This is a genomic window from Paenibacillus sp. MAH-35 (assembly GCF_058135425.1).
This window is the reverse complement of record NZ_JBYUPU010000033.1, coordinates 59,161-79,440: the sequence shown is the minus strand read 5'-3', so window position 1 is coordinate 79,440 and position 20,280 is coordinate 59,161. Positions and strand designations below refer to the sequence as shown.

Below are 20,280 nucleotides of genomic sequence, written 5' to 3'. Positions count from 1 at the left end.
TTCTTAATAAAAACAAAAAGGACCCATATGGGTCCTTTTTGTTTTTATTAAGAATTAGGTCCAACTACATCGATAGATACCGATTTGCCGTTGCTTGTGATAGCTTTAAGAGTGAATCCTGTAACAGTACCACTTACAGTTATTTCACCTTCTTGACTGATACTTACAGATCCGCCACCCTTTACATCACTAGCCAAGTACTGAACGCCAATGAAGTTTCTATACTTATAGATGTTGGTGGTTTTGTATTCAATACCATAGTTGTCAGTTACTTTCAAGTCAAAGAGATTGTATGCATATTTCTTATTGGTGTTGGTAGCAGTATAGTCGAGATTAGCTGCAGTAAGTGTCTGAGCAGCAGTATTTCCTGCTGTGATAGTACTAGCTACAACTGCATCATTTTTAACATTTACTGTGAGATAGAAATCTTGAGAATTTCCGTCCAGTTTTTTAACAACTGCAGTAATTGTTGCTGTACCAGATTTGTTACCAATAACCTTCACTTCACTTGCAGAGTAAACAGCATTAGCTACAGTATTCTCCGAGCTAGTTGCGCTTGCAATACGACCGGCAGGTATAGCCACAGTATCTCCAGACTTATCTTTTGCGGTTACAGAAAGCTTTCTGGCCATATTGCTGTCGAACGCCCAACCATCAGCAGCGTAATCAAGCTTCTTATCGCCCGCAGGAGTCAGAGCGCTATCACGTGCTGCATACAGATCTTTAATAGCGGCAACGCTATAAGTCAATTCAGTGTTAATTGGTAACACTTGTTGCGAGCTCTCAACAGTTGACAACACAACTGGATTTCCAGCAACTCTAGTGTCAATCAATTCAGCTTTAATTTTTGCTGTTCCAGTAGCTGAACCGGCAACAAGTTTTAATTCCTTGCTATTCATTTTTTCAAACTCTGTAGCTTTAAATTCATAAACTCCCGGCTGTACCTCATAAGCTGCATCTAAACCAGTGAAAGCTGCGTAGGTACCACCAGTTACAGTCACCCGTACTTTATAGTCATTTTCATAAGCAGCAATAGTTTTAGGAAGCTTCTCTCCGTTGCTGTCTTTTACAAAGATCTTGAAAGTAGTGCTTCCGCCTTCAACAGCTTTTTGAGCAGGTTTGCTACCGTCTACAGCAAGAACTTCTGGTTTACGCGCTTCTTGAACAGGAATACTTACAGTTTTACCATCCTGGATATTTGCAGAGTAAATGCCCAAGTTGATGTGGACAATACCTTTTGCGGAAGCTGTAACCTTATCCAGTTTAATCTTGCCTCTGTGCTCCCCTGTTTGTACAACCGCTGCATTTCCGTTTTTACCACTGTTGTAATCAGCGCCGGAGATGGAGATGTTGAATCTTTCAGCCGCTGCGTTATCAGCAATTTCTTGGGCAGACAATTGTTTTCCTTCAGCATCGTATGCAACGATAGGAATGTACTTATCTACATCGCCATTAGCCAGAGATCCACTGAAAGAACCAAACTCAACCTTTGTCGCAATTTTAGTGGAGTTAACTTTCAATGTAGCTGTTTGAGAAGCAGCCCCTACAAATACTGTTACAATGTAGTCTCCGCTTTTCTCAATATTCTTCTTGAGTTGAATTTTCACTTTGTCATAATTGTCCGAAGTGATAGCGGCGCCTTTATCAACAAGCTCAAGAGAATCAAAGGAATAAGGAGTTATAATTGCATCGGCTTTCAAGCGCTCTTTGAAGTTTGCATCATAAGATTCGCTATAGCTAATAATATCTCCGTATTGGTCAAAACGCTCAATCGGGATTTCTGCTACTTCATCTTTGGTATTCAAAGAATCTTTAGCATTAGGGTATTTAATCGTACCCAAACCGATTTTTGTAACATATGGCTCAACGCCAACTTTGAACGTTCTTTGAACTTGAACATTGGATGAAGAGCTTGCCAAGAACACCGTCACAGGAATTACATCAACCTCGGATTGATACTCTACATTTGGAGAGCCAAAAGTTTTGATCTTAGTGTTTAACTTCAACTCTAAGTATCCTGTGTCTTGATTTCTGGTAATATTGGCAGTATTTCCAGCTACATAAGCCGTGTAGCTACCACCATTAATTGTTGCCAATTCACCATATTGGTTTTCTGCCTTCAGCTTAATAATAACGCTGCTCGATTTTGCAACTTTTTCGCTTGGATTAACAAAGTCAAGTTTTACAACTTTTTCATCTTCAGCTGTGAAGCTACCTGTAGCTGTACCGATATTGTCAGATCCAATGCCACCGAAAGTAAGGGTGTATTCACCAGCACTGATCTTCATATCTTTAAGCTTTAGTGTTGCAGTCTTCTTATCTTCAGACCATTTTGTAGCCGCAGTGTCGATCGTTACGTTTTGAGTTCCCTTTTTCAAAGTAAACTCAGCTTTTGCAGTATCGGCAACATCTCTGTCAAACGTTACTTGGACAGTAGTAACGCCTGTTGCTTTAACCTCTTTGACCGAAACCTTAGCTGGCTTTTCCATCTCAGCCAAAACTTCTTTAGCTGCGTAAGTAGCTTCTACCAATTGAGCGCGGATCGCTGGCTTCGTGAAGTCAGTGTTAGCAGCGTCAGGAAGCAAGCCGTTAGCAACTGCAGTTGCTACATAACCTTTAGCCCAGTCGGATACATCACCTTTTACTTCAGCGTCAGTTTTAACTGTCAGGCCCAAAGCGCGAACAGCTACAGTAGCCAGTTGCTCAAGAGTAACGTCGCCAGACGGATCAAATACGCCATCAGCTACTCCGTCCATGATCATTGGCTTCACTTTGGAAACGGCTTGGATGAATCCAGCAGACCAACGGTCAGCAGCTACGTCAGTGTAGCTAGTACCGGATTGAACTTCCAGTTTTTTCAGCAAAGCAACGATTTTAGCGAGTTGCTCACGGGACATCTTAGCTTCCAGTTCGGAACCTTGACCAGTACCGTCTTTATCAAAGATGCCAGCAGCGATCAGAGCATCCAATTTTTCTTGAGTCGTCAGCTCAGCTGCAAATGCAACCGAAGCGAACATGGACGACACCATAGCTGTTGCTACGAGTACAGACAAACTTTTCTTCATAACCTTTTTTTCTCCTCCTCGATTTACATTCGATGTTTGAGAGTTTAATTTAATTTGTAAGCTCTTATTACTCATCGGCCGATTCACCCCCTTCCCAGAGTCGAGCACTACTTCCTATTGGGACTCTGCAACTTCTGTCGCAGAAACTAGTAAACTGTCGAAATAGATAGCTAGAAATGTAGACACCACTTTAACATTATACAATGGTGCATCATTACCGTAAAGCATAATTTGAGAAAATGTCCCACTGCGTTCAGGTTTGTGCCGCTGTGTTTCATGTTCCACCTATATAAACGCAGCGTTTCGGTAAAAGTTGCGACGTTTTGAAAAATAATTTTTCTTATGTGTTCCGTTCATCACCAACTTCGGATTATCCGTCGTAGCGTATGTCTTGGCGTATATCGTGTCGGCTACGAAACTAAGTATACCTGCATCTATCACATCCGTCATTACTAAGTATTTTCCATGTAACCTCCAATCGTTCATAAAAAAAACAAGCTGAGGATTTAACATCCAACAGCTTGTTTAAACAGCTTATTTCGGCACTTTGCCTTGGCTGCGCATAACGCGCATCGCAACAACGGAAGCTTCTGCACGCGTAAAGGTTTCGAGCGGATCGAAACGTACGGTCGCTTTCTTTTGTCCTTGCAGCAATACGTTCTCTTTTCCCTCGATAAAACCAGCCTTCTCAACGGCTTCTACCGCAGTTCTCGCGTATACATCAATATTGTCCGCATCTGTAAAAGCCTTGCGCAAGCTGGCAATCAGCTTGTTTTGATCGGCTTCCGAAGGCAGCTTCAGATTGGCCGCACGGGCAATCATAACAGCGGCATCCTGGCGCGAGATCGCGTTGTCAGGCATAAACCGGCCTTGAGCGGCACCACGGACGATACCGGCTTTAGCAGCCGTCTCGATATACTTGTAGTCGTACAGACGCGTCAACAGGTTGACTCGGGTGACGTCTGTAAACGTAGGAACATCCGAGTATTGAAGCGGAATATCAAAGATCTTCACCAGCATCGTAGCGAATTCGCCGCGAGTGATCGGAGCGTTCGGAACGAAATTGGAGCTCTCCTGATTCGACATGACTCCTCTGGCATACAACGTATCCAGCTCGTTGCGCGCCCACGGATGCCCGGTAACGTCGTCAAAGCTGTGTTCCATATACATAACCTGATAATACCCGAACGTGTCTACCGGAACGGTGATGGTGTTTTTAGCCGCATCTACTACCCCGCCGATGTTTTTCCAACGCCATTGAACAATACCTGTGTAATCTTCATAAATATCGAAGTGATATACAGTCAAATACTTCCAGGCATCATCGCGAATCGCCGGATCATACTTAAGGGTAAGCGTTCCTCGTTGGGTCGGTATCACTTGGTCTTTACCGTTTCTTACATAGAACTCTTCCTGATCGTACGGCAAACGGCCGCTGCCGCTCAGCGCTTTGACCATATCGGTTTCCGTTTCTTTAATCGTACCGGCGTCAATCCATATCAGATTACCGGCAGGACGGAAACGTGCCGTCGGCTCGGTCAGCATTAGTTTGCCCAAACCGGAGATCATCGGATTCGGATTGGAATACTGATTGTCATACGGAGCCGGGTGTTTATACTTGTCTACACGGCCATCGAAGCTGTTGGCAATGCCGAACAATATTTTACGATCGGACGTTAAATATTTGTTAACAGCATTCTCGTCATTGCGCATGAAGTTGGTTCCTCTCGGGAACTTCAGCGTGACTTCGCCGTTAAAGGCAGTCATCGTCGGTTTCAAAGCCGTTTTGAACTGGGCCCCGTCGACGGTTGTATTGACGTTATACAAAACAAAACTGCCATTGATTTTGTCTTTACCGCGGTTAACGGTAAATTTAATCGAATTTTTACCGGACTTCAGATCTTTTACTTCATAATAATAACGCTTCTTTTTAATACCGTTGTCGTTGACTTCACGTTCGACCGCAGCTTCTTTGCCGAATACGACAGAAGTCGCCCCTTCCGCTTCCAGCTCAATCTCCAAATAGTTGCTGTTGATCGTTGCCTGATCTTCGCCATTTGTATTTTTGGTTAGGACTGGCGATTTGATCACGTATGGCAACGGTTCGCGGACAATCGTAATCGTCCGGGTGACGGTTACTCCCGAGGCATTGGTAACGGAAAATTCGAACACCGTCTGGCCTTTAGGTGCCAGAGGAATCAGGTTCGACTCAAACTGACCGACAGCCCCATTGATTGACCTGAAGTAGTTAGGGTTATTAGCAGCCGGCTCCGCTGTTCCAAAACCTGCCCCAAAACGACGGTCGAACTTAACAACCGACAGGTTATTTTCATCGATGGTACGGGTCGTTATCCGAATATCCGATCCATTGGCAAACTGACCGGAGAACGATACAAACGATTCGCTTGTCGCAAACAATTCGGGAGTAGTTCCAGGCACAAACTTCTTAACATCGCCAGTTTCAATCGGTTTTATCGAAAGGAACTCCGGCGCATCTGTGCTGAACTGGAATATTTCATACTCACTAGTTGCCACGAGTACGGAATTGATAATGATATTGAATTTGATTTTGTTACGGCCCTCATTTAGAGCACCGAGCATAAAAGTAAACGTGTTACCGTCAAAGATAGCTGTCGTGTTTATTGCTTCATTTACATAAATCTCAACCTTGTTGCTTGTTCCGTCTGGAATCGGTATATTAACAATCCGACCGGATACACAGCCTCCACCCCGGCTACAAGTTATATCCGTCCCTGGATTTTTAACGACCATTCCATTATAGACGTTGTTCAAAATAATGTATGGCGTGTTCGTAACGATAAAGTCGTAGCTTTTACGTCCGGACAAATTCTCTCCGTTTTTGTCATTGGTTGCCGTAGTCTTAGGTACAAGCGTAATTTTTCGCGATCCGTTAGGTGTGGTTTCAGGAAGCGTAAGCGTGAATACATTATACACGGCTCCCGAAGTGTCTCCCGTCAACGTGTCGCTAGGTGTAGAACTCGCCAAATATTCGCCGACATATACGTTCATACCCTGTGTAAGCTTGTTGGCATATATTTTTATTACTGCAGGCAGCTCAGATAAAGTGTTCGTACTAGCATCGGATAAACGGACGTTGTTACTTTCTACATACTCTACGTATGGCAAATTAGGGTCAACATAGCTAAAGTTAAAACTTGTAGCAGGCACATCATCGTCCGACATATTGTAGAATCGGAATTGAACGACTTGGTTCCGATCCGAAGGGATCGTTAAGTCGGCGGAAAAATCGTAAACTTTGTAGCGTCCGGGTCTCGACCAGGAAGAGTTTTCGCTCAGCTTAGAGGCCGCACCGCTATTCGTATAACTAAATGGATTACCTACAGGCTGTCCGTTATATAGCAGTTCGATCGTATAGCTTCCGCCCGACAGTGTGCCCGGCTTCTTGAAATAAATTTTTCTTCCAGCTTCAATCCGATCTGCGGCTATATTCGTATATTGATCTGGATTGTCCGTAGGTGTATAACGCAATTGATAAGCCGTTCTCAAAGAAGGAGAATTCGCCCCGAAATTCGTCCCTGAAACGAGAATTTCATTGGAACCGTCTTTCATCTCCACGAATCCGCCTGGATATGGATCTACTACACTAAACGGGTATTGCCCGATCAGCACTCCACTATGTGCAATACGGAAGAAGTAGTTCCCCGCTGGAAGTGTCGGAATCGTCGAAAAGTCGAAAGTTGCTGAGTCTGATGTCGGTGCTACAGAAACCAGCTTTGCATTCCTAGCCATAGTTCCATCTTCGTTCGTTACCGTAGCGGACAAGCCTGTTGAAAGCCCTGTACCTGCTGCGGTAATGGTCATGGTACTCAATTCTGTAGGCCGAACTTGCGGAATCGTAACGCTGGAAATAGTCGCCGTCGGAACTGCCAACTGGGCATAGACAGAATTGCCAACAGAGGTACCAAACGTATAGGTTTTAGAAGGTGCGCCTGCCGTCGTTCCATCCGGATATCTTAATTGTTTTGTAATTTCTAGCTTATAGCTATCGCCTGGTATAAGTGCGCTTTGATTAGGGATGTTGACCAATATCGCGTTGTCGCGAACTTCACTGATAGCAGCAGTGATAACATTGGTCGATTTGGCCGGATCCTGATTGATCAGTCTCGCAGCAGTATAGTCGCCTGGAATCGTCCCCAAATCCGTACCCGTAAAATACAGAGTGGTAGGAGAGGAGCTTTGTGCGATTCCGGTCTGGCCAGTCATCGAAATCGACGGGTCAGTCGGGTCTTTCTTATCGATAATAAAGGTACGCTCGGTAAGAACAGAACCATTAAAAATAACTTTAAATTTGTACAGCCCTTCCGTCTGAATAGCCGGAATCGTGAAATCATAATTACCGCCAACTAAATTCGCTGCAGCCGTTCCAACCGGCTGCCCTTTTAGATCCGTTACCGCCAGCGTGAGCTCATTTGCGTTCACGGGGCTGTTCAGTGTAATGGATCTGGCGGTTTGAGTCAAATCGTCTCCGGCCTTACCTAATTTAGGAGGAGCAATAGTTACATCGCTAGTAATATTCGTCGCCCCAGTAATAACCGGCAGGGCCGTAGCGTTCGAGACCGTAATCGTGAACGGCTGTGCGCTCAGTTCCGTAGTCCCATCCTTAACAATTGCATAATACGGGCTATTAGCCTGTTTTAAAGTGTCTGCCGCCAAGGGGTAAACCGCCGCTGTCTTTGTGGCATTAACGTGAACAGGGGATATCCCCGTTCCAACAGCTACTCCAGCTTTATCTGTAAGATGCAGCTTGTTACTCATGCTAAGTTCTTCACCAGTAACAATAATATGTGTCGCACTATGTGAATTCGCAATAATGGTTGGAGAAATACCCGTTGCCTTTGGTGCAACTTGAGCTCCCGAAAGGTTGTAAGGGCCAAACTTCTGCCCCCCAACCAGAACCTCCACAAAATTATATTGGAGCGTACCGGCAGTCGTCAGATCATTCTTCAACAGCGCGGAGATCGTCACGTTATTGGATGAGACCGTCGGGCTTTTGATCAATTCCTTCTCTAATCCGTTTGCCGTTTCTTTGATCTTTGCATTAAAAGCGAAGGGCTTGCCATTGTCATAGATCAGATTCTTGCTCGTCTGATACGTCTTCGTGCTGTTAACCGCCATAATCGTCATCGGATTGTCGCCTGGCCGAAGCTTCATGCTGGCCGTAGACTGCGGTTTGTTGATATCATCGGCAAGAAAGAAGAAATCCCCATTATTGATAAATGCATTTTTCGGCTGAGCGTCACCTTCCAGGTAAGCCCGCACTTCTGATGCGTTAGGAGCGCTGCCGGAAATGTTAATCATCGTCGATTGCGTTGGATTATCCGGGTATATTTTTCCGTCCTCGAAAGGAACGCCGTTTACATTAATCGTCGATAGCGCTGTAGTCGGAGTAAAGTACACCCAGGCCGGAGCTGACGTAATAACACTGGAGGTACCCAGCTTAACGACAATCCGGTTCAACCCCTCTGTAAGCTGAACATTATTAAATACAATATCGAATTGACTGGTCTTCTGGGCCTTATTGGCCTTCTCGACAATCGGAGTCTTGGTCGTCGTCATATTGGTCACTTCATAGTAAATCTCTGCAATTTGAGAATCACTTATATTCTCAATTGTGGCGCGAACCGTATACGGCAGCGATGTAATACGCGGTACGCCAGCTGCGTTCACATCCGGCTGGGTGTCAGTTACGTAGCTTGGCTGAGTGATGCTGATCCTTGCCGTCGCCGCAACCGCGGACATGGCCGGAAGCAGGCTCATCATCATAGTCAGGATAAGAACGATGCTCATCCATTTTCGGTAGGTCTTTCTCAAAGCCGGTTCCTCCTTATAAAACGAATAGGTGCATGTTGCGCGGGTTTTGGTAATTGCCTGTCGCCTACTATCAGTTCCTTCCTACTCCTTCCTCTGCATGTGCGGTTTTCCAACAGCATTAGACGTCCGACCCGCATGAAAAGTTTCCAATAGTTTTGTTATCGGTCGAAACGAGTCGAAATTTTAGAGCATGTGCAAAAAGAGGGCAACAAAAAAATCCCAGACTTTTCAGCGCCTGGGATTTCTTGCTTATCTCCTCTATATTCTACTTCGTCACGTTCTTCGAACGCGCCCGCAGAAACAAATTCAGTACAGGACGCTTGCCCTTGCTGACGATGCCGATCGCCTCGGCCCCAAGCTGCAGAACGAATAGAATGACTGCGACAAAAACGAGCGCGACCCACTGCGACGTCTGCGACATCAGAACGGCACACAAGCCGAAGAAGATCGAGATTCCATAAATCACGAGCACCGTCTTGCGATGGCCGAAGCCCATTTGCAGCAAGCAGTGGTGTAAATGGTTTTTGTCCGCGACCGAAATCGGCAGCTTGTTCACCTTCCGGCGCACAATGGCGAAAAACGTATCCGACAGCGGCACGCCCAAGATCAGTATCGGCACGATAAACGAGACGAGCGTCGCCTGTTTAAACCCGAGCACCGAAAGTGTAGCCAGACAAAAACCGAGGAACAGCGCCCCCGAGTCGCCCATAAAGATTTTGGCCGGGTGGAAGTTGTAGAACAAAAACCCAATGATGCTTCCCAGCAGCAAAGCGCTAAACAAAATGACCGTCACGTTGCCCATCATAATCGCCATAACAAGCATGGTGGCATTCGCGATTCCGGACACGCCGGCTGCCAGGCCGTCCAATCCGTCGATGAGATTAACCGCATTCGTAACGCCAACGATCCAGAAAATCGTAAGCGGCGCACTTAACCATTTGGTTTCAAATTCGGTGCCAAACGGCAAGTTGACCAAATCGATCTGAATATCTCCATAAAACACGATGACAAGCGCGGCAAGAATCTCGACCAGCAGCTTCGTCTTCGGCGACAAATCGAATCTATCGTCAAGCGCCCCGACCAGCACGATCATCGACCCACCGATCAGCAGAGCGGATGCGACTCTCCAGTTTAAATCATCCGTCATCGGCGCGATGACGAAAAAAGCTCCTACGAATGCCAAAAATACGGCTAGTCCGCCAAGACGCGGCATGATGCGCGTATGTACTTTGCGCTGGTTCGGCTTATCGACCGCTCCGACAAAGAAGGCAAACCTTTTTACTGCAGGCGTCAGGATGACGGCTAATACGCATGCTGCGATAAATCCAATGCCGTAGTAGTAAAACTCCATCCGACTTTCCCCACCCCCATCAATCTGTCTGCATATCCCCCAAAAATTCGTTTCTAATAGACCAACGGACCCATTATACTCCCAATCCTGAGGAAACACCAATGCGAAATTATGCAAAAACGGCTGTTTTTGGGCGGTTTTCATTGTGAAGTTGAAACTTTCCGAACATTATCATGGCGCCGACATGCGTATCGCCGTGTATCTCGCTTGGCCTTGCGTTTTCATAGCCGAATCTGCAACAATGATCCTTGTTTTAACGAATACCGCCAACCATCGAGACGATCTGGCTCGCCGGCAACTGAGCCTGCTTCTTGAGACGTACAATAGCCTCCTGGTTGCGTTCCTTCCAGCCCGCCCGATCATCAAGAAGACGGAGCGCCTCTGTTGCCACCGTTTCCGATTCGAAGCTGCTAGTGGAGGCAGCTGCCTTTATACCGAGACGGTTCAGAAATTGGTCGATCTTCGGGTCATACGAGATCCCGATCAGCGGCACTTCCTGTGACGCGGCATAGATCAAGGAATGCAGCCTCATCCCGATCAACAGATCGCAGCCGCTGACCTCCGCCAGCATATCTTGCGGATGAACGGCGGTTTCCGTCACTTCAATCGCTGATGTCCCTGGCAGCGAACCAAGCCGGTCGATCACATATCGGGAAGCCTCCGCGTCATCCGGCAAATGAAAGGGCAGAAACCGGATCGTAACCGGCCGGCTTTCCGCGATCTGCCGAATCGTGCGGGCCAGACCGTCAAGCTCGGAACGGTCCTTGTTCCAGTAGCGGACCGATACGCCCACCACCGGTTTTGAATCACGCTCCCGCTTCACCGCTCCATCCTTAAGAGGAAGGCCCATAACAGGGTCCGGCACCACTTCAACCTTGCTCCTCGCCACGCCCATCCGGGCCAACAGCTCGGCCGATTCGTCGTCACGAACCGAAATATACCGGCACTTGTTAAATACATTTCGTATGAAAGGGTAAAAAATAGGTCGGTGGACCGGTCCGATTCCTTGAGCGTATATAAAGGTAGGCTTGCGGTAAAACTGCGCCATCTTCAGCACAGCCAAGTAATAAGGGATCGTTTTCAGCCCCGTCGCGTCCTGCAGCAAGCTGCCCCCGCCGCTGATCAGCCCGTCGCATTCGCGCAGCGCGCGGGCGACCTCCCCCATCCGCATCCGGTGAACGGCGGACACGCCGTACATGCGGGACGTCTCTTCCGGCCGTATAGAGAGCACCACGGGCTCGATGCGGACGCCTTGACGCTCTCCTTCCGCCTGAAGCGCCAGCAGGATCGACTGCAGCACCGCCTCATCGCCGCTGTTGCGAAACCCGTAATAGCCGGACAACGCGATTCGCTTTACTTCGGACCCCATCTTCTCCATCCTCTCGCCAGCACTTCCCAGGCCGCTACATAAATCAAGCTAATGACAACCCCGAACACGATCCCGTATCCGACGCGAATCGCCGAAATATAAAGCGGCGTATGAAGATGCGCAAACGTATCGACGATCGACAGCTGTCCCATGACCGCTCCGGCGAACAGGAAGATCGCACTCCGGTGCTTCACATACATATAGGCTGCGAGAATAAACACCGGGTGGGCAAAGATGAACTCCTTAAACCGCGGGCGTACTCCCAATCCGTTCTCCAAATAGGTACGCATCAGCATTTCCATCTGCGAGGCTTGTCCTTCGTTACCGGTCCGCGTCAGATAGTAGTAGATCACACCGCCGAATACGGCCGCGAGGACAATCCAGATGACGGTGATTTTAGCAAATAACAGTTGGCGTGCCCGTTCCCAGACGTCTCGAAGCCCGTTCGATTCCGCAAACAACAGAGCATACAAGCCAACGAGAAAAATCGGCAGTAAATGCAAAAGCCCGACTCCCCGGTACTGCTCCAGCACGAGATAATACGTAATCCCGCTCAGCAGGCCGACGACATACATCACGCCGATTACCGTCACGAGCGAAGTTCCAAGGAATATCATCAGAGCCCCGATCCAGCTCAAGCTTGGCCTGCTGGCCTTCCGCTTTTGAATATAGCGGATCGCCATTATCGTGGCGAGCGTAGGCGCGCATACGCCGACTCCGAACGCCATCGCCTGCAGAGCCAGCGACTTGGACAAGACGAACAAGCCGAGAACTCCAACCGTGCCGATTGCGAACGAAGCAGTGACCAGCGCCGGAAGAAACAGACCGATCGTAAGTGCGATAAGCGCCGCTCCCCCGACCAGCAACACCAGCTTAAGCGGCTCCAGCACCTTTCCGTGCTCTACGAAAGGATGAGCTTCCCCGAGCTGATAGCCGGCCGCTTCAATCCGTTTGACGGCCCCTTCCGGACCGTTCAACCCGGTTATAATGTTCTCGAGGTAATCGTTCATGAAGCCTTTGTCCATATCTTTAGCTGTTCTCGTATTGAGGAACAGCATCCGCATATTGCGGTCTTTGACGGCAAGCACCAGCTTGTCCGCGATTTGCTCCGGCTTCAGATTCGCTTCCGTTTCAAATAACGGGAAGAGCCGGACCACATTATAATCCAACCGTTCGGCGAAGCTTACGGTAAAACCTTTTTGAGGAACTTTCAGCCGCTCGATCGCAGCCGTTCCCATTCCGTATTTCTTCATTAACTCAGCGGTCTTCGGAACGTGGTTTTTCTCCGGATCCTCGTCATATCCGGTAACAGCCGTCCCGTCGAAGACGATCCGCTTGACGCCGCGCTGGCTAAGCTTTTTCAGCAAGTCTTCCAGCTCCGACTCGGAATAAGGCTGCATACGGTTGGACAACCTGGGGACGATGCGAAATCCTTGCTTCTGCAGCATGTCCATCGCGATCGGGTCCGGCTCCATCGGCTTCGTATTCGCTTCTTCGTACGGAAGACCGATGATTAATCCCTGCCGGTTGTTATGCGTCCAGGTCGTGACTTTGGCCTTTACCCGGTCCCGGTACGTCCGCTCCATAATCGGTTGGAGCTTGTCCTTGGCCTCCTGACTGGCGAACAATAAATACGTATTGTTCTCCCCCTGTACGATCGGAGTGCCCGTCAGAAGCGAGTATTCCTGAGCATTGTACACTTGAATGCGGCGGCTGTTCTTCAATTCCTCCAGCGAGCTCTCATACACCGCCATGCTTTCGATTCCGGCCCCTTTCATCGTCTGGAGCCATTCTTGAATATAAGCTTCCGGATTCGGCTTGTACGCCGCCGATTCGAGAAGATCGCGATAGTCGAAGACGATGTCGACGTTTTTGGTCGACCGTTCCGTGTTGACACGCTCGTAAGCGAGCGGGACGGAAGCGAGCAAACCTAGGATCACTACCCACCAAAGCCATTTCCGTGCGCGTTCATTCACCGATAAATACCGCTGAAGCAAACTATTCACTCCTCATTGCATGTCGTATAGGCTCGTCCGTAAACACGTAACAGCCGGCAAGTTGTTCGTGCAGCCCCCCGGCAGCAAAACCCGGAAAACCTCTCCGAAGCGACGCCGCCGCACAGAACTGCGAGCGGCGCGGATGCCCGAAGAGGTTCCGCTGCCTGTACAAGAGCTAAGGTGCGATGCCGGACACCGCCATTAGCTTGATTTATTGAAACCGGTCTACCCGGGCCATCACATCGATCCGAAGCTGTTCCAGTCTTGCGCTTGCTTCCTCGCCCGTAGCGCCGCGTACAGCGAAGTACGTTTTGATTTTGGGCTCCGTTCCGGACGGCCGCAAGCAGAACCAGGAATCGTCGGCCAAAGTAAACTTCAGCACATTTTCCGCCGGCAGCCCGTCTATGCCTTGAGAATAATCCTGTACCCGAACGACCGGGACGCCCGCAATCTGGACAGGAGGAGCTTGACGCCAGTCCTCCATAATGCCTCGGATCTGTTCCAGGCCGTCCTTTCCTTTCAGCGTACGCGATTCCAGACACTCCTGGAAGTACCCGTGATCGGCGTACAGCTCCTGGAGAACATGGTAGAGCGTTTTGCCTTGGCTTTTGTAATAGGCGGCCGCTTCGCAGATCAACATCGAAGCCAGCACGGCGTCTTTATCGCGGCAATACGTTCCCGCCAAATACCCGTAGCTTTCTTCATAGCCGAACAGAAAGCGGTATTGCCCGGTTCGCTCGAATTCGGTCATCTTCTCGCCGATGTATTTAAACCCGGTGAGCGTATTCATCACCCGGACTCCGAAACTCTCGGCGATCGCCGCACCCATCTCGCTCGTAACGATTGTCTTGATCAGCACGCCGTTATCCGGAAGCTCCCCTCGCTGCTTCAAGCTCTCCAGCAAATAATGAGCCATGATCGCACCGGACTGGTTGCCGCTGAGCACGACATATTCCCCTTGGTCGTTTTTGACGACCGCACCCATCCGGTCGCAATCGGGATCGGTCCCGATCAGGATGTCCGCCTGTTTCTCCTTGGCCAGCGCAAGCGCCAAAGTGAACGCTTCCCGCTCTTCCGGATTCGGAGACTTGACGGTGGAGAAATTAGCGTCCGGCTGCTCCTGCTCCGGCACGATATGGACGTTCTTAAAACCAATCCGGTTCAACACGCTGCGTACCGCCAGATTGCCCGATCCATGAAGAGGAGTATACACCAGATGGAAACGGTCGCTGACCGATCGAATCACTTCCGGATGCAAGCTCATCTGGGCCACAGCGCTGATGAACGCTTCATCCACTTCTTCCCCGATCCACTCCAGAAGTCCTTCGGCCTCAGCCCGGCTGCGTTCCAGCCGCTTGACCTTCTCCAGCGCATCCACCGTCTGAATTTCCGCAAGGACGCGCTCCGCATCGCGGGGAACGAGCTGCCCTCCGTCGCTGCCGTACACTTTGTAGCCGTTATATTCAGGCGGATTATGACTGGCCGTGATGACAACGCCCCCGGTCGCTCCCAAGTGACGCACCGCAAAAGACAGCTCGGGAGTCGTGCGAAGCGATTCGAACACATACGCCTTCACTCCGTTACCCGCCAACACAAGCGCGGCTTCCAGGGCAAATTCGGGCGATTGGTTGCGGGAATCGTAAGCGATCGCTACGGAAGGCTGACCGGATGCAACCTGCTTCGCAAATTGGGCCAACCCTTGAGTCGCCTGGGCGACCGTATACCGGTTCATCCGGTTCGTGCCCGCTCCTATGACGCCTCTCAGTCCTCCCGTTCCGAATTCCAAATCGCGATAGAAGCGGTCTTCGATCTCTTTGTCGTTTCCTTGAAGGGAGCTCAGCTCCTGCCGGGTCTCGTCATCGATCAACGGATCGTTCAGCCACAGCTCGTATTTGGCCAGCGCTTGTTCCAAACTCAAATGCCATCTCTCCCGAACTCAATATCGTGCACGTAAACGCGTTACGTACCGGCTTACGGATTAGCCAGCGCGAACATCAGCTCGCCCTCGGCTACAATCTTCTCTCCTACTTTGGCGACGCCGCGGCATTTGGCGATCGACCCTTTCATCCGGGTAATCTCAGCCTCCAAGATCAGCGTATCGCCGGGCTTCACCTGTTCCCGGAAGCGGAAACCGTCGATACCGGCAAATAGTCCGATTTTGCCTTTATTCGCTTCCACCTTCAGCATCGCAACTCCTGCGACTTGAGCAAGCGCTTCGGCGATCAGGACGCCGGGCATAACCGGGTATCCGGGGAAGTGGCCTGCGAAGAACGGTTCGTTTACCGTTACATTTTTGAGACCAACTGCCCGTACCCCGGCCTCCACTTCCAAAATGCGATCCACGAGGAGAAACGGATAGCGGTGCGGTATCGTTTCCTGAATTTCCGTAATGTCCATCATCAATGTTTTTCCCCTTTCCCGTCTGCTGCTGTATAAAATGCCAACGGTTAACTTAAACTAGTGAATGTCCCTTCACGACCTGCAGTAGTGAAGGTTGATATAAGGGGGCATATGATGCGGACTCCGATACAGTCTATACATATGCTCCTTTTTATCGTTAATTCGCGGTGTCCGTTTCCCGGTTCAAAGCCAGGAACAAAACGATATAAATAGCCGATGCTATAAACGATACGCCGATAACAAACCACAGGTAGCCGACCGCGAACGAGAAATCAAAAAAGATAAACAGAAAGGCCATATAAAATAAAACAGTCGTAAGCTTCCCTAAGCTGTTGGCCGGCACCGTTCGCTTGCCCCGGAAATGGAAAAAAGCGGAGCCTGCGATCATGCCAGCATCACGGATAAACATAGCCACTGCGGCTTGCCACGGAATCATGCCGGATGCGAGCAGCGAGATAATCACGGTCAGCATCATGCATTTGTCGGCGAGCGGATCGAGCATTACGCCAACCTGGGTGATCTGTCCCCTCTTGCGGGCCAAATAACCATCCAATATATCGGTCGCCCCTGCCAGTACGACTATGAAAAAAGCCGTTTTGAGTTGATTCGTGCTGAAAAAGACGACGTATACCGGGATCAGCGCGAATCGACTTAACGTCAATAGGTTCGGCAAGTTCACCCGTTTCTCTCCCCCGAATCTTTCTTCCATACCCATCCATTATACCGTTGTTAACCCAAAAATAAAACTCCCCGTAGCGGGGAGTTAACGATCGTATAGTGGGTGCGAAGTCAGAACGGATACCGTGCCTTGGCTCCGTGATCCCAAGACCGCCTCCGCCAGCACAGTTGGTACATTCCGGCCCTGCACTAGCCGGCAAATACCAGATCGAACAGATGCTTCCAAGTATCCCATTCCCAGATGTCCGATCCTTCTCTGCCCCCGATGTAGGCGTATCCGAGCCAAAGTCCGACGACGACGGCAATTACGCATAGAACCGGCACTAGCAGCGCTCTCAGCAAGCCTAGCAGCAGCCTCACCCATCGCCGTCTCAGCTTTCGCTTCGGCTGCGGCTTCTCTTTGGCGTCCTGCTGGGGCTTTGCTTTTGCCTGACCGCTCGATACCGTTTTCGCCCCTCCCCCTACGTTCGGCTTTGGTTTGGAACGGACATCGGTATTATGTTCATTCATTGCTGGCCTCCTTAAAAAAAGCCGGATTAGCCGCGAAGCGAATTCGCCAAAGACATCATGTTGTCGGCGGATGTGAGAGCTTTGGCGTTAAGCTGGTACGCTCGCTGCGTCAACATCAGCTCCGTTATTTCTTCGGCCATATTGACGTTGGATTGCTCCAAAAATCCTTGATGCACTTTCACTTTGGCGGCTTCCGGGTTTTGTCCGTCGGTAGCGGCGACCCTTAGCACTTCCCCAAGGGCCGGGTCGATCTCGTCCGGCAGCGTGTACAGGTTATCGCCCAACTGCTGCAGCAATTGCGGACGAACGACCTGTACCAGCTTGAGCTGTCCGGCTGCAACAGGCGGCTGATCGGGCTGAAGGTCGTTATAGACCGAGATCGTGCCGTCCGACTCCACCGTAATCCGGCGGTTATTCGGTATCGCTATAGGCTCGTCGTTGGCATTCAGTACCAGATGGCCTTCTCTTGTCGTTAAATAAACGTTCTCGGTATCTCCCGGCTGCGGTTTAAGCGAGAACGCTCCGTCACGTGTCCACGCCGCCCGCTGTACCGGTTCGCCGTCCCCATCCAGAGAAGGAATGAGAATTTCGAACAAGGCGTCTCCCTCGATCGCCAGATCGGTAGGAGAGTCGGTTTGCTTCAGCGACCCCTGTGCCAGGATCGTCTGAATTTGACTGAGCTTGGCGCCCCAGCCTTGAGTTAAGCCGAGCGGGGACATGCGGCCCGCCTGCTGGAACGCTTCCGGCTGCCGCATCGTCGTGGTCAAAATATCGTGAAACGTCGCTTCTTGTCGTTTGAAGCCGGTTGTATTAATATTGGCCATATTATTAGAAATAATATCAAGCTTCTGCTGCAAACCCTGCATGGAGACGAATGAGTTGATCATCGAATGGTTCATAGGCCGTTACCCCTTCTACACTCTTCCGACTTCGTTCACGGCTTTTTCCAAGCTTTTGTCATAAGCTTGTACCGCTTTTTGATTGGCTTCGTACATCCGGGAAGCGGTCATCATATCGACCATCGCCTGAGCAGGGTCGACATTCGAGCTTTCCACAAAGCCCTGTCTCACTTCCACATTATCGCCCGCCGCCACCTGTACGACATTCCCGGCGTCTTCCGCCTCCACCCGCAGCAATCCCGATCCTTCCGGAATCATCCGGATCGGATTGTCTACGCGCGAGATCAGCATGCGGACCGGATTGTCCTCCGCGTCGAGAAGAGCTTGTCCATTCGTGGAATCCAGCAATTGGCCGAAGCGGTTGACGGTTATATTCGTGATCGGTATTTGTGTATCCAGATCGATCAATACGATCGGCTGCCCGTTATCCCGGAGGACTTGATATCCTTCGGCCGTGACAAGCTCGCCTTGCCCGTTAACGTTAAATTTACCGTTGCGGGTGTAGCGCTGCTCGCCCGCTTCATTCAGAACGGTGAAAAAAGCTTGCGGCTGGAAAATCCGCTGTCCGTCGTCCGTAATCGTTTTGCCGCCGTTAAACTGCATCCCTTCCACCTGAATATCGGACACGATGGCGAAATCAAACGGATTGGACGTCTCGCGGAGAACGCCCTGCACATTCACGGTCAGCGCTTCTTCCGCCAGCACGCCGGTATTCAGCCGCCCCCGGTTCACCATCTCCATCCCCGGCTTGCCCTCCATCAGCGCGATGAGCATCTCGGGAAAGGAACGGGATACGGCGCTGCCTTGCTTGAATCCGGGCGTATTGATATTGGCGATATTATTCGTGATCGTATCGTGCTTGCGCTGCTGCGACAGCATGCCGGATGCTGCGGTATACAATCCTCTTAGCATGGGGGAAGGCCTCCTCTATAGATCAACCGGAAGTGAAGCTCCGCTGCGTGCACATCCTTACGCCAGCTTCACGGAATCGGTATACTTACGCAAGAAAAACCGCCTTCGGCGAAAGCCTCCGGCTAATTTTTCCTGCTCGTTCTATATATCGGCACGATCACCCGAATTTTTTCTTTGTAACTTTATCCAGATTATCCAACATAATTCCAGTTCCGCGAACGACGCAGCTCATCGGGCTGTCGGCGACGAGGACCGGAACCTTCAACTCGTCTGCGAGCAATTGGTCGAGACCGTGCAGCAGCGCTCCGCCGCCGGTCAAAATCACGCCGCGGTCGATAATATCCGCCGACAATTCCGGAGGCGTCCGCTCCAGAACGACTTTGGCCGCGGATACGATCGAAGATACCGATTCCCACAACGCTTCCTTCACTTCGTCGGAACGGATCGTTACCGTTTGCGGCAGACCCGATACCATATCCCGGCCCCGGATGTCCATCTCTTCCTTGCGCGTATCGGAATACACCGTTCCGATCTTCAGCTTGATATCTTCCGAAGTCCGTTCCCCGATCAGCAGCTTGTACTTCGACTTTATGTATTTCATAATCGCGGCGTCGAACTTGTCCCCCGCGATTTTGATGGAAGATGAGGTTACGATGTCTCCCATGGACAATACGGCGACATCGGTCGTCCCGCCGCCAATATCGACCACCATATTGCCGCTAGGCTGGAATATATCCATTCCAGCCCCGATTGCTGCGGCCTTCGGTTCCTCTTCCAAATAAACTTCCCTTGCGCCGCTCCGCTCCGCTGCTTCGCGAATCGCTTTTTGCTCAACGGACGTAATGTTGGCAGGCGCACAAATTAATATCCGCGGGTGGCTGTACCAGCGCTTCCCCCCGACCTTCGATATAAAATGCTTCAGCATCAGTTCCGTAATCTCAAAGTCAGCAATGACGCCATCCTTCAGAGGACGGATCGCCACAATATTGCCGGGCGTACGCCCAACCATCCTGCGCGCTTCTTCCCCGACAGCGAGAACCCGCTTAGCATCGCTTTCAATAGCGACGACGGACGGTTCATCCAAGACGACGCCCCGTCCCTTTACATGAATAAGTACGTTAGCCGTTCCTAAATCGATTCCGATATCTTTGCTAATCATCCTACAATCCTCCCGAGAACGTTACGGTGCCATGCCGACCTCGCATGACGTCACTTGTACCGTCCGCGGGCGAATTTGATCCGTGGC

At 50.2% G+C, this 20,280-nt stretch carries 12 protein-coding genes; all 12 read right to left on the bottom strand.

Going from position 1 to position 20,280, the window contains the following annotated elements; genetic code table 11:
* Positions 1 to 47: 47 nt before the first annotated feature.
* Positions 48 to 3,140: a hypothetical protein gene (locus AC3Y2E_RS26060; RefSeq protein ID WP_379215637.1), complete on the bottom strand. Its 3,093-nt coding sequence runs from the start codon at positions 3,138 to 3,140 to the stop codon at positions 48 to 50.
* Positions 3,141 to 3,599: 459 nt separating this feature from the next.
* Positions 3,600 to 8,918, bottom strand: a complete 5,319-nt coding sequence (locus tag AC3Y2E_RS26055) for an S-layer homology domain-containing protein (protein ID WP_379215635.1) — start codon at positions 8,916 to 8,918, stop codon at positions 3,600 to 3,602.
* A 265-nt stretch (positions 8,919 to 9,183) separates the two neighbouring features.
* A complete protein-coding gene (locus AC3Y2E_RS26050; protein WP_379215633.1) occupies positions 9,184 to 10,269 on the bottom strand; it encodes an MraY family glycosyltransferase in 1,086 nt (361 codons plus the stop codon).
* A 253-nt stretch (positions 10,270 to 10,522) separates the two neighbouring features.
* Entirely contained in the window at positions 10,523 to 11,638 is a 1,116-nt protein-coding gene (gene csaB, locus AC3Y2E_RS26045) for a polysaccharide pyruvyl transferase CsaB (protein ID WP_379215631.1), read from the bottom strand.
* On the bottom strand, positions 11,623 to 13,635 hold the full coding sequence (locus tag AC3Y2E_RS26040; RefSeq protein ID WP_379215629.1) for a DUF5693 family protein: 2,013 nt from the start codon (positions 13,633 to 13,635) through the stop codon (positions 11,623 to 11,625). The genes csaB and AC3Y2E_RS26040 overlap by 16 nt, the downstream gene beginning before the upstream one ends.
* Before the next feature lie 211 nt (positions 13,636 to 13,846).
* Positions 13,847 to 15,553, bottom strand: coding sequence for a phospho-sugar mutase (locus tag AC3Y2E_RS26035; protein ID WP_379215627.1), 1,707 nt, complete (start codon positions 15,551 to 15,553; stop codon positions 13,847 to 13,849).
* A gap of 53 nt (positions 15,554 to 15,606) precedes the next feature.
* The gene (gene fabZ / locus AC3Y2E_RS26030) at positions 15,607 to 16,035 is read right to left on the bottom strand and encodes a 3-hydroxyacyl-ACP dehydratase FabZ (protein WP_190929246.1); all 429 of its coding nucleotides are present in this window, start codon (positions 16,033 to 16,035) and stop codon (positions 15,607 to 15,609) included.
* Between the two features lie 157 nt (positions 16,036 to 16,192).
* Positions 16,193 to 16,714, bottom strand: coding sequence for a CDP-alcohol phosphatidyltransferase family protein (locus AC3Y2E_RS26025; RefSeq protein WP_379215625.1), 522 nt, complete (start codon positions 16,712 to 16,714; stop codon positions 16,193 to 16,195).
* 188 nt (positions 16,715 to 16,902) lie between these two features.
* Positions 16,903 to 17,223 carry a DNA-directed RNA polymerase subunit beta gene (locus AC3Y2E_RS26020; protein WP_190929244.1) on the bottom strand — a complete coding sequence of 107 codons (321 nt, stop codon included), beginning with the start codon at positions 17,221 to 17,223 and terminating at the stop codon, positions 16,903 to 16,905.
* A 26-nt stretch (positions 17,224 to 17,249) separates the two neighbouring features.
* Positions 17,250 to 18,122 (bottom strand): flagellar hook-basal body protein, encoded by an 873-nt coding sequence (locus tag AC3Y2E_RS26015; RefSeq protein ID WP_379215622.1) that lies wholly within the window; start codon positions 18,120 to 18,122, stop codon positions 17,250 to 17,252.
* Positions 18,123 to 18,137: 15 nt separating this feature from the next.
* Positions 18,138 to 19,034: a flagellar hook-basal body protein gene (locus AC3Y2E_RS26010; RefSeq protein ID WP_379215620.1), complete on the bottom strand. Its 897-nt coding sequence runs from the start codon at positions 19,032 to 19,034 to the stop codon at positions 18,138 to 18,140.
* Between the two features lie 157 nt (positions 19,035 to 19,191).
* Positions 19,192 to 20,193: a rod shape-determining protein gene (locus AC3Y2E_RS26005; RefSeq protein WP_190929241.1), complete on the bottom strand. Its 1,002-nt coding sequence runs from the start codon at positions 20,191 to 20,193 to the stop codon at positions 19,192 to 19,194.
* Between the last annotated feature and the right edge of the window lie 87 nt (positions 20,194 to 20,280).

Bases quoted from the DNA above. Each gene is read 5' to 3' on its own strand.
- AC3Y2E_RS26060 (WP_379215637.1), bottom strand. From the start codon at position 3,140: ATGAGTAATAAGAGCTTACAAATTAAATTAAACTCTCAAACATCGAAT.
- AC3Y2E_RS26050 (WP_379215633.1), bottom strand. From the start codon at position 10,269: ATGGAGTTTTACTACTACGGCATTGGATTTATCGCAGCATGCGTATTA.
- csaB (WP_379215631.1), bottom strand. From the start codon at position 11,638: ATGGGGTCCGAAGTAAAGCGAATCGCGTTGTCCGGCTATTACGGGTTT.
- fabZ (WP_190929246.1), bottom strand. From the start codon at position 16,035: ATGATGGACATTACGGAAATTCAGGAAACGATACCGCACCGCTATCCG.
- AC3Y2E_RS26020 (WP_190929244.1), bottom strand. From the start codon at position 17,223: ATGAATGAACATAATACCGATGTCCGTTCCAAACCAAAGCCGAACGTA.
- AC3Y2E_RS26015 (WP_379215622.1), bottom strand. From the start codon at position 18,122: ATGAACCATTCGATGATCAACTCATTCGTCTCCATGCAGGGTTTGCAG.
- AC3Y2E_RS26010 (WP_379215620.1), bottom strand. From the start codon at position 19,034: ATGCTAAGAGGATTGTATACCGCAGCATCCGGCATGCTGTCGCAGCAG.
- AC3Y2E_RS26005 (WP_190929241.1), bottom strand. From the start codon at position 20,193: ATGATTAGCAAAGATATCGGAATCGATTTAGGAACGGCTAACGTACTT.